This is a genomic window from Bacillus sp. iso_77 (assembly GCF_056173625.1).
Genome location: NZ_CM149683.1, coordinates 3488877 through 3499533, shown reverse-complemented (window position 1 = coordinate 3499533; position 10657 = coordinate 3488877). Strand labels below are relative to the sequence as shown.

The following is a 10657-nucleotide window of genomic DNA, read 5'->3' as shown; positions in this document are numbered from 1 at the left end:
GATTTCTGCCCGAACGTTTTTTTGGGCTTAAGGGTTTACTTTTCCTACACCCGCATTTGATACAACTTCTGATTTCACATTGTTCACGTTAAGCAAAGAGTAGTTATAAGGAGGGTTGTACGTACCTGTTGAAGACGTTGGCAGACTGCCTGTGCTATTAATATATGAGTTGTTGATGACATGCCATGTACCGACTTGACGGCTGTCCCAGCTGCCAATGGCATTGTTTGTATTTTCAAATACGTTGTGCTCAATTCTCATTTTTGCGCCCATACGAGAGTTAATCGCAGTTGTATGGATGCCTTTGTAGTAGTTGTTATACACATGACCTTCTCCGTAGCGCATAGACGGTACACGAGAGTTCAAGTTTTCAAAGCGGTTGTTGTGGAATGTGATTTTTCTGTTGTAGTTATCGTTATCGGAGCTGCCCATCAGCATTGTTTTCCAGCTGTCATGGACATAGTTCCATGAGAACGTAATGTAATCGGAGTCATTTTTCACATCGAATAACCCATCATAGTCATCTTTCCCAGAGTTCAAAGTGTTGTAGAGTTCATTATGGTCGACCCATACGTTTTTAGAGCCACCTTCGATTCCGATGGCATCTTTATCACCGATTTTGCTGTGATGGATTTTGAGGTTGCGGATGATGACGTTATTAGCACGCCATACTTTAATACCAATCCCATTAAATTCGCCGTTTGTCCCTTTACCGACGATGGAGACATTGTTTGTATCTTTCACATCAATTTTATTGGCCGAAGTATTAGAAGGAGTAATCGTTCCGTCTACCACGATTTTCAATTTTTCATTTGTTCCTTTGCTTTTGAGGGCAGCTAATAGTTCATTTCCGGTTTTCACCGTCACCGTTTTACCGCCTTCACCGCCTGTTGTACCGCCATTTAATGTGGAGAATCCTTGCTGATTAAAATTGGCCATAATCGAAGGGCTTTCTGGATATTTCGTTGCTGCTTTTGCCTCCCCATTTGGCGCAAATAATGAAGTCACGAGACCAACCGCTAACACACCAGCTAACATTGGAACTTTTTTCTTCAACATGAACATCTCCATTCTCTATTTTGTTTTAATGTAAACGTTTCCAAAATAAACTGCGATTCAACCGCTCCTCCTTCCTTCGCCAGCATCGCCTCTTTCGGAATGTAGGAAGAGCATAGCACGCAAAAAGGTATCATCGGCTAAGAATTGGAACGAAGTATTCCACGATTTTCAAGGAAACTAAGGCAATGATTATTTCAATTTATCTACATGAGACAAGGATCATTGACGATAGGTATTGGGGTAACCTAGTGATTATGAAAAGGACGTTCTTCTTTTCAAGGAAAATCAAGATGATTACGAAAGCGTCATTTTGTTAGAGACAAAGACATGTCATAATCATTACATAAGAAAAAATTGGATATCAAATAGATCCATGCGCTAAACAGCAGATAGAAAAGGCTCTAATTTAAAAAAAGATGGTCTATTTTAAACGATGCGATCACCGGTGTCGTCTAATCAATAAGAGATAGAAAGGAAGGAGGGACGTGTTTGGAGCAGACCGAGGAGACTTTATGGATCAAGCGGGCAAAACAGGGGGATGATGCCGCATTTACCGCCCTTTATCGGCATCATTATTCGTTTCTTTACCGTTATTTGATGAAATTGACCCTTCAACAAGAGCTGACAGAGGAGATCATGCAAGAAACGATGCTCAAAGCGTACATGAAACTTTCTTCTTTTAGAGGAGATTCATTATTTTCAACATGGCTCATGTCCATTGCATCTAGACAATTTTTAGATCATCAAAAGAAAAGAAAACGTGAACAAACGAGAGAAGGAAAGGCGAATCAAGAAGCCATCCGCCGGTTCAAATGGGATGTTCAGCAAAAAGGCTATACTTGGCATGACATGTGGGATGCTCTAAATGAGTTAAAGGCTCAGGAGAGAGCACCGATCCTTCTCCATTACTATTATGGCTTTACTTACCCTGAAATCGCTTCGATGCTCGGGGTGAGAGAAGGTACGGTGAAATCGAGGGTTCATCATGGGATCAAGAAAATTCGAAAGGAGTGGGACTGATGAAAGAAGATCGTTTCGCCGATCGTTTAAAAGAGGAGTTGCAGGAGCTCGATGAACAAATCGAAGTAGAAAAGCCGAGTGAACAAGCTTTGATGTTGATGCTAAAGCAGGCAAAGGAAAAAGAGAAAAAACGTTTTAAACAAGAAGTGCTGGCGTACATCATCGTCAGTCTGACCATCATGACACTTTTTGCAGCTGCCATTACTCATTTGCCCATCATCTTCATTCTTCTCCAAGTGGTGAGCGTGCCACTCTGTGTGGTTGTCGGCATCAAGGAATATCAACATATTAAAGGAGGGTCCTCCTTATGAGTCAGACGGAAATGATCATCTTATTGTGCGCATTACCGTTACTGTTTGCACAAGGATTTCTCTTATTTATGGATGCTAAGAAAAGAGGGCGTTATAAATGGTTCTGGGGCATCATTGGGTTAATCAACTTCCCATCTTCTTCTATTTTATATTGGCTGTGTGTTGTCTTACCTGATCGTAAAAGAGGAGAAAAGCTCAGGAAAGATTGAAAGACGTTGTAAAACTTTTGACCTTTTTTTTGAATGATCATCATCTAGAAAAAATGAAAGTTTCATGAATGTGTCAAAGAAAGCGGGATGTTGAACGTCCAGTTCGTCATTTCTAGCACGATAGTCATTCTTTGAGCGGGTCATTTTCATGACGGAAGGTACTTCTGCTTGATCTATCTCATTTCGGCATCGTTTTCATCTGTTATCAATATTGATCAGTTTTTACAAATGGTGTTAAATTAATCTCAATATGCGTTAGAAAATCTAACAACCAAAGAGTGAGATTTTGACAAGGAGGCAGATGAGACATGTTGACCTTAGATCGAGCAGCACAAACAGCACAAAGCTACATCCACCGTGTGCTAGAGGATGTAGAAAAACGTAATCCAGGCGAGGCGGAATTCCAGCAAGCCGTGAAAGAAATTCTGGAATCCCTCGTCCCGGTTTTTGCAAAACACCCAGAGTATGAAAAACAGGGGATCTTAGAACGCTTAATTGAGCCTGAGCGGCTTGTAATGTTTCGTGTACCGTGGGTAGACGATGAAGGCAAAGTACAGGTGAACAGAGGATTCAGGGTTCAATTTAATAGTGCCATCGGTCCTTATAAGGGGGGCATTCGTTTCCACCCATCGGTCAATGCCAGCATCATCAAGTTTTTAGGGTTTGAACAAATCTTTAAAAACGCACTGACAGGTTTGCCGATCGGCGGAGGAAAAGGTGGATCAGATTTTGACCCTAAAGGGAAATCTGATGGAGAAATCATGCGCTTTGTTCAAAGCTTTATGAGTGAACTCAGTCGTTATATTGGACCTGATCAAGATGTGCCGGCAGGAGATATTGGGGTAGGCGCACGCGAAATCGGCTATATGTTCGGCCAGTACAAAAAAATGCGTGGTGCGTATGAAGCAGGTGTCCTGACAGGAAAGAGCCCTGGCTTCGGAGGCAGTTTAGCAAGAAAAGAAGCGACCGGCTATGGACTGGTGTACTTTATGGAGGAAATGTTAAAAGCCCACGGAATGCAATTTGAAGGACGATCTGTTGTTGTATCTGGGTCAGGAAATGTATCGATTTATGCGATGGAAAAAGTATTGGAATTAGGCGGAAAGGTTGTGGCTTGTAGTGATTCAAGCGGAGCCATTTACGACCCTCAAGGCATTTCACTTGAGACAGTGAAGCAGCTGAAGGAAGTCGATAACCAGAGAATTAGTGCCTACATAGACATTCACCCGCATGCTGAATTGATTGAAGATTGCGAACAAATTTGGTCTCTCCCTTGTGACATTGCGCTGCCATGTGCGACCCAAAATGAAATTTCAGAGTCGCAAGCACAGCAGCTAGTGGCAAACGGTGTCATCGCTGTAGGAGAAGGGGCCAATATGCCGTCCACACTTGGGGCCGTCAAAGTATTTGAACAACATGATATTTTGTTTGCACCAGCAAAAGCAGCAAATGCTGGGGGAGTGGGTGTTTCGGCGTTAGAAATGGCGCAAAACAGTGCGAGAATGTCTTGGACTTTTGAAGAAGTAGATGGTCAGTTGAAACAAATGATGCAGTCGATTTATCGTCAGTGTACTGAGACAGCTGAAGAATACGGATACGCTGGAAACTTAATGGTAGGCGCAAATATTGCAGGATTTCGCAAAGTGGCAGATGCCATGATCGCACAAGGCGTCATTTAACTCCTGCTCTCCCGCACCTGTTTATTTCATGACAAGATCGGGAATCGTCTTGTAAGAATGACAATAAGGAGGCGCGGGAGAAAATGAAAAAGTGGCTGAAACAAATTGTCAAATGGGCACCAGTGATTTATCCAGTGGTGAGGAAAATATACAAAGAACGAAAAGTATCCAAAAGTCGTAACGTATCAGCCGGGTAATCCGGCTTTTTTTTATGAAATGAATGAAACAAAAAAATATGCTGTGTGAATGATCCATTTCACTTCTCTCTCCGTTAAGTACATAACAAACGGAAAGAGGAGGCAAAACAGATGAAAATGAAAAAAGCATTTTTAACGATCCCGCTTAGTGCAGCATTATTATTACCAACTGCTCAAATGGCAAGTGCACACGAAGGACATATGCATGGGGATGCAAAAAAGTCGTCATCATCACAAGAGGTGTCAAATAAAGCAACGGATCTTCGCGCAGCGCTTGATCAGCTCTTCTCAGAGCATGCTTATTTAGCAGTGATCACGATGCAAAAGGGAATTGACGGCAGTAAAGATTTTGATCAAGCAGCCGCAGCGTTAAATGAAAACACGAATGATCTATCGGATGCGATCGCCTCTGTGTATGGAAAAAAAGCAGGGAAACAATTCAAAGAGATTTGGTCAAGCCATATCGGCTACTTCGTTGATTATGTACAAGCGACAGCGAAAAAAGATGAAGCAGGTAAAAAGAAAGCGGTCAAAGAGCTTGATCAATACCGCATGAAACAAGCTGATATGCTTGATAAAGCAACAGGTGGAAGATTGAAAGCAAGTGAACTTGAAGAAGGTTTAAAGATGCACGTCAATGAACTGCTAAAAGCTTTTGACAGTTACACAGAAAAAGATTTTGATACAACCTATGAAACGGTCAGAAAATCCATTCATCATATGTTTGAAGTAGGTAAAGGTGTATCATGGGCGATTACAGATCAATTTCCTGGGAAATTTGATCAAAAATCAGTCGATACTCCAGCGGCAGATCTTCGTGAGGATTTAAACTACTTATTCTCAGAGCATTTGGCACTCGCGGTAGTGGCTATGCAAAAAGGGAATGATGGCAGCAAGGACTTTGACCAAGCGGCAGCAGCCTTAAATGAAAATACAAATGATTTATCAGATGCGATCGCTTCTGTTTATGGAAAAGATGCAGGAAAACAATTTAAAACGATCTGGTCAAGTCATATCGGATATTTAGTTGATTATGTTAAAGCGGATGCATCAGGAGACGAGCAAGCAAAAGAAAAGGCTGTCAAAGATCTAGATGCTTACCGTATGAAACAAGCAAAATTTTTAGATCAAGCGACAGATGGACGATTGAAGGCGGCTGACTTAGAAGCTGGGTTGAAAACCCATATTGATGAGCTCATCAAAACGTACACGTCTTATCATCATGGTGAATATGATCAGCTGTACCCGACTGTCAGAGAAGCATACGGCCATATGTTCATGGTTGGTCAAGATGTCGCATCAGCTATTGTCGATCAGCATCCTGACATGTTCAAATCCAACATGCCAAATGAGATGCCGAAAACAGGTATGGGAGGCACAGCCGGTCCATTAGGTATGTCATATGAAGCATTTGCTGGGATGATGGCAAGTCTCATCTTAGCCGGAGGTGCAGTGGGGGCGTTCTTCCTCATTCGCCGTAAACCATCAAATTAAGCAGGCATCAAGACAAGAGGGAACGTGCACAATCGTGCCGTTCCTTTCTTCAAAAGGAGGTCGACTTGCGTGAAAAGATGGCTGTTTGGTATTCTGACGCTTTTCATCATCACGGGCTGCGCATCCCAATCAATAGATGAAAAGTCATCCTCTGAAACTGCATCATCTCCTGAGCCAATGACAGCAAAACAAGCCAAGAATCAATCTCATTCACACGACACGTTAAAAGATGAGCCATCGGGTATTGTGCCAGCTGACATCTCCATTCCAGCGATTGATGTCCAAGCAAAAGTGGAGAAAACGACTTTATCAAAGGATGGCAGTATGGGTGTTCCGCAAAATTCAGATCACACAGCTTGGTTTGAAGATGGTCCGAAGCCTGGTGATAAAGGGAATGCTGTCATAAATGGTCATGTTGATAATAAATGGGGTCCAGCTGTTTTTTATCGACTAAAGGAGCTAAAAAAGGGAGAAAAAGTCATTGTGACATCCTCGTCAGGGGAAAAGCGAACCTTTGAGGTTCTCAAGGTGAAAAGCTATCCGCGCGAAGAGAAACCAAATGCTTTTTTCGGGTACGCCTTTACACGGAATCTCAATTTCATCACATGTACGGGAACTTTTGATCATGCAGCCGGTACACATGAAAAAAGATTGGTTGTCTTTACACAACTGATTTCCTCATAAGAAAAAGGCGGATACACGGAGGTGTAACGCCTTTTTTTTCATGATTTCGACAACAGCATCTTAGAAGAAGATTCATAGGTCATTAGATATGGTTGGTTGTATAAATAGGGGCGTTTGTCATATAAATGAGTTGGCAATTTTTATTTCTTTTCAGTAGAATATGAGTAATGAAGAGAACTGTAAGCGTATACAACCTGTCCGAACAAGGCAGATTCTCCACCCTAAATGAAGGAGGTCGACCTAATGCTGAGTAAAAGACTGGCGCACATTTTAAGTCAGCTGATGGCAGCTGAGACTCCTCTCACGAGCGCTGCGCTTTCTGTCAGTTTACAAGTGACAAGCCGCACCATCCGAACAGACATCAAGGAACTGAATGAGCGTCTAGCCCCTTATCAAGCAGCTGTATCAGCTGTTAGAGGCGCTGGCTATGAGCTGTTGATCAACGATGAGAATGCCTTTCGCCGTTTTATGAAGGAAGAAGTCGAACAGGAAGAACCGCTTGCTGTTCTTCCAGAAGAACGAGTTCGATTTATTTTGAAAAAGCTGCTTCTAGCGGAATCATATGTGAAGCTGGAAGACTTACAGGAGCAGCTGTTTATTAGTAAATCGACGATGAGTAATGACATGAAATGGGTCAAACGTAAGCTCGAACCCTTTGATCTGAAGCTGGAAGCAAAGCCGAATAAAGGCTGCCGGATCAAAGGATCTGAGATGAAAATCCGTTATTGCATGTCAGAATATTTATTCAATGAACGGCGTTCCTATCAAACAATGCTGAACACGGCGGTTACGATTTTGCCAAAACATGAGCTGGAATTGATTCAGAGAACCATGATTGATTATATCAACGAGGAAAAAATGAATCTATCAGACATTTGCATGAATAATTTAATTGTTCATATTGCTATTGCCTGTAAACGGATTAGACACGGAAACTATGTATCTGTGCTGCCTGAAGAAATCAACGAAATCCCAAGGGCAAAAGAATACAAGGTAGCCAAAAAAATGGTTGAGCGTCTTGAAGGGCTGCTGGATGTCTCATTTCCACAAGAGGAAATCGTTTATATCGCCATTCATTTGCTAGGAACAGCCAAAATGGTACAGTCTTTTTCAACGGGCGGTCAAAAACAAATTGTGGATGATGACACGAGCCGTCTTGTTCAGCTGATGCTGAAAGCCATTGATCAAAAATTGCAGCTGGATTTAGCGGGAGATGCAGAATTGCTGATTGGCCTCAGTTTGCACTTAAAGCCAGCGATCAATCGGTGTAAGTATGGAATGAATTTAAGAAATCCAATGCTTGATGAGATCAAAGCGGGCTATCCAATTGCCTTTGAAGCAGGGATTGTGGCGAGCAGGGTCATTGAAGAAGAGACAGGTTTGTCCATTCATGAAAATGAGATCGGCTATATGGCACTTCATTTTGGTGCGGCCTTAGAGCGCAGGAAAATGGAAATACCACCGAAGCGATGCCTGATTGTCTGTGCGTCTGGTGCTGGGAGTGCAAGGCTACTTCAAGATCGTTTGCGGTCACAATTTGGGTCGAAGCTGACCATTTTAGGCACAGCAGAGCTTTATTCCCTTCCGCATGTTTCTTTACATGCATTGGATTTAATTATTACGACCATTCCTATTCATATGGATTTACCGATTCCGGTCATTCAAGTGAACACGATTTTAGGAGGCAGTGATTTTTTAAAAATAGAAGAAGCTTTGACAAGTGAAACAAGAGTGACATTAGCTACGCAATATATGAAAAAGGAATTGGTCTTTACAAAACGCGCCTTTCAAACAAAGGAAGAGGTCATACACTTTCTCACGCAAAAGGTCATTGACATGGGCTTAGCGCCAGCAGAACTTACACAATCTGTGATGGAAAGAGAAGAGTCTGCACCGACTTCATTTGGGCATTATACAGCGATTCCGCATCCGATGACCCCGCTGACAAAAGAGACGTTTTGGGCGATCTGTACATTAGAAAAACCGATTATTTGGGGAGAGAAAAAAGTTCAATTTGTGTGCTTGCTTTGTGTCGAAAAAGAGAATGCCAAAGACTTAAAAGGCATGTACCGTCTGCTTGGAGAGCTTGTCCATCATGTGAAATTTATTCAGCACCTCATCACCTGTGACACCTTTGAAGACATGCTGGATGTCATGGATAAAAAAGCGCCTTCGTACAAGAACTAATGGTGTGATATTAACTTTTTCCGCTTCCTAAAGGAAAAAGTATGGGTGTTTGTGAAAGCGGTTTCATAATATGATGAATGTGTAAAGAAAAGCTTCATATTTCAAAAAGGGGGCGTTTACAATGAACATTTTATTAGTTTGTGCAGCAGGTATGTCAACAAGTTTACTTGTCACAAAAATGGAGAAAAGTGCACAAGAACAAGGAAAAGACTATCGTATTTGGGCAGTATCTGGAGATGCTGCAAAAAATCATATTGATCAAGCCGATGTGCTTTTATTAGGACCTCAAGTTCGTTATTTATTACCGCAAATGAAAAAACTCGGAGAAGACAAAGGAATTCCAGTAGACGTAATTAATACCGTGCATTATGGCGTATGTAATGGTGCTGAGGTTTTAAAATCTGCTGAACAGTTAGTGAACGGATAAAGGGGGCGGAAGGGATGAATGGATTCAACCGATTTCTAGAAGAGAAGGTTATGCCGTTTGCAGGGAAGATTGCCGCTCAAAGACATTTACAAGCATTGCGTGACGGAATTGTTTTAACCATGCCTCTCATTATCGTCGGTTCACTGTTTCTTATTTTAGCCAACCTTCCGATTCCAGGATATAGCGATTTTATGGCAAGTGTCTTCGGAGCCGAATGGGCCACGAAACTATCCTATCCTGTGAATGCCACCTTTGACATTATGGCACTTGTTGCGACCTTTGGGATCGCGTACAGGTTAGCTGAAAAGTATGCAGTCGATGCACTGTCATCTGGTGCAATTGCTGTCGCAGCTTTCCTCCTAGCCACACCTTATCAAGTACCGTTCACACCTGAAGGATCAACAGAAGCTATCCTAGTGAATGGCGGTATTCCCGTCACACTGATGGGCAGTAAAGGGCTATTCGTTGCCATGATTATTGCCATGCTTTCCACCGAAATTTATCGCTTTATTGTACAGCGGAATATCGTCATCAAAATGCCTGATGGTGTACCGCCAGCAGTTAGTAAATCGTTTATCGCACTTATTCCAGGTTTTGTGGTCATCACGCTGATCTGGGTCGCTAGGCTTCTGATTGAGATGACACCTTTTGAGAGTATTCATAATATCATCACGGTCTTAATCGGCACACCACTATCCATTCTTGGTGGAAGCTTAGGCGGAAGTATCGTTGCCATTGGTGTGCAAATGCTCCTCTGGGCATGTGGTATTCACGGAGCCACCATTGTCGGTGGAGTCATGGGTCCGATTTGGCTCGGTGCGATGGATGAAAACCGTCTTGCCTTCCAAGCAGGAGAAGTGCTGCCGAATATTTTCACAGCGCAGTTCTTTGAAATCTTTATCAATGTCGGCGGAAGCGGCGCGACGCTTGCTTTGGTACTGACCATGATCTTGCGTGCGAGAAGTAAACAAATGAAACAGCTTGGCCGTCTTGCGATTGGGCCAGCCATCTTTAACATCAACGAACCGATCATTTTTGGAATGCCGATTGTGATGAACCCAATGCTTCTCATTCCGTTTATCCTTACCCCAATTATGATGATCATCACCACATATATCGGAATGAGCACAGGACTTGTAGCAAAACCGGCAGGGATCGCTGTCCCGTGGACAATGCCGCCAATCATTTCAGGCTATCTCGCAACAGGCGGGAAAATCTCTGGTGCGGTCATGCAGCTGATTAACCTTGCCTTGTCATTTGCGCTATACTATCCATTCTTTAGAATGTGGGATAAGCAGAAATTGAAAGAAGAAAATGAGCTTGAAGCAAAAGCATCAACAGATGAAAATGTCGTCAGCATGTAATAGAGGGAACAAGGGGGATGCGGCCG

11 protein-coding genes are annotated in these 10657 nt (G+C 42.6%); 10 read left to right on the top strand and 1 reads right to left on the bottom strand.

The features are described 5' to 3' along the window. Positions 1-27 precede the first annotated feature (27 nt). Complete coding sequence (locus AC0VYC_RS18025; RefSeq protein ID WP_008345573.1) at positions 28-1059, bottom strand: pectate lyase family protein; 1032 nt, start codon at positions 1057-1059, stop codon at positions 28-30. A 489-nt stretch (positions 1060-1548) separates the two neighbouring features. On the opposite strand from AC0VYC_RS18025, the gene sigY reads away from it, so the two are divergent. The 10 genes from sigY to celB all read left to right on the top strand — a co-directional run bounded on the left by sigY (position 1549) and on the right by celB (position 10631). Further along, on the top strand, positions 1549-2079 hold the full coding sequence (sigY, locus tag AC0VYC_RS18020) for an RNA polymerase sigma factor SigY (RefSeq protein ID WP_251185126.1): 531 nt from the start codon (positions 1549-1551) through the stop codon (positions 2077-2079). Then, positions 2079-2390, top strand: coding sequence for a YxlC family protein (locus AC0VYC_RS18015; protein WP_035389913.1), 312 nt, complete (start codon positions 2079-2081; stop codon positions 2388-2390). The genes sigY and AC0VYC_RS18015 overlap by 1 nt, the downstream gene beginning before the upstream one ends. Continuing rightward, positions 2387-2599: a hypothetical protein gene (locus tag AC0VYC_RS18010; RefSeq protein WP_008345569.1), complete on the top strand. Its 213-nt coding sequence runs from the start codon at positions 2387-2389 to the stop codon at positions 2597-2599. The genes AC0VYC_RS18015 and AC0VYC_RS18010 overlap by 4 nt, the downstream gene beginning before the upstream one ends. Before the next feature lie 308 nt (positions 2600-2907). Then, positions 2908-4278: an NADP-specific glutamate dehydrogenase gene (gdhA, locus tag AC0VYC_RS18005; RefSeq protein WP_268356595.1), complete on the top strand. Its 1371-nt coding sequence runs from the start codon at positions 2908-2910 to the stop codon at positions 4276-4278. An 83-nt stretch (positions 4279-4361) separates the two neighbouring features. Next, positions 4362-4475 (top strand): hypothetical protein, encoded by a 114-nt coding sequence (locus AC0VYC_RS18000; RefSeq protein ID WP_226650551.1) that lies wholly within the window; start codon positions 4362-4364, stop codon positions 4473-4475. A 111-nt stretch (positions 4476-4586) separates the two neighbouring features. Then, positions 4587-5969, top strand: a complete 1383-nt coding sequence (locus tag AC0VYC_RS17995) for a hypothetical protein (RefSeq protein WP_019743488.1) — start codon at positions 4587-4589, stop codon at positions 5967-5969. 69 nt (positions 5970-6038) lie between these two features. Continuing rightward, the gene (locus AC0VYC_RS17990) at positions 6039-6653 is read left to right on the top strand and encodes a class F sortase (protein WP_251210581.1); all 615 of its coding nucleotides are present in this window, start codon (positions 6039-6041) and stop codon (positions 6651-6653) included. Positions 6654-6896: 243 nt separating this feature from the next. Further along, the gene (locus tag AC0VYC_RS17985; protein WP_475388972.1) at positions 6897-8840 is read left to right on the top strand and encodes a BglG family transcription antiterminator; all 1944 of its coding nucleotides are present in this window, start codon (positions 6897-6899) and stop codon (positions 8838-8840) included. 121 nt (positions 8841-8961) lie between these two features. After that, a complete protein-coding gene (locus AC0VYC_RS17980; RefSeq protein ID WP_007497889.1) occupies positions 8962-9267 on the top strand; it encodes a PTS sugar transporter subunit IIB in 306 nt (101 codons plus the stop codon). 14 nt (positions 9268-9281) lie between these two features. Then, complete coding sequence (gene celB / locus AC0VYC_RS17975; protein ID WP_007497888.1) at positions 9282-10631, top strand: PTS cellobiose transporter subunit IIC; 1350 nt, start codon at positions 9282-9284, stop codon at positions 10629-10631. Positions 10632-10657: the final 26 nt, after the last annotated feature.

Coding starts and splice junctions, on each gene's coding strand:
- AC0VYC_RS18025 (WP_008345573.1), bottom strand. CDS start 1,059: ATGTTGAAGAAAAAAGTTCCAATGTTAGCTGGTGTGTTAGCGGTTGGT.
- AC0VYC_RS18015 (WP_035389913.1), top strand. CDS start 2,079: ATGAAAGAAGATCGTTTCGCCGATCGTTTAAAAGAGGAGTTGCAGGAG.
- AC0VYC_RS18010 (WP_008345569.1), top strand. CDS start 2,387: ATGAGTCAGACGGAAATGATCATCTTATTGTGCGCATTACCGTTACTG.
- gdhA (WP_268356595.1), top strand. CDS start 2,908: ATGTTGACCTTAGATCGAGCAGCACAAACAGCACAAAGCTACATCCAC.
- AC0VYC_RS18000 (WP_226650551.1), top strand. CDS start 4,362: ATGAAAAAGTGGCTGAAACAAATTGTCAAATGGGCACCAGTGATTTAT.
- AC0VYC_RS17995 (WP_019743488.1), top strand. CDS start 4,587: ATGAAAATGAAAAAAGCATTTTTAACGATCCCGCTTAGTGCAGCATTA.
- AC0VYC_RS17985 (WP_475388972.1), top strand. CDS start 6,897: ATGCTGAGTAAAAGACTGGCGCACATTTTAAGTCAGCTGATGGCAGCT.
- AC0VYC_RS17980 (WP_007497889.1), top strand. CDS start 8,962: ATGAACATTTTATTAGTTTGTGCAGCAGGTATGTCAACAAGTTTACTT.
- celB (WP_007497888.1), top strand. CDS start 9,282: ATGAATGGATTCAACCGATTTCTAGAAGAGAAGGTTATGCCGTTTGCA.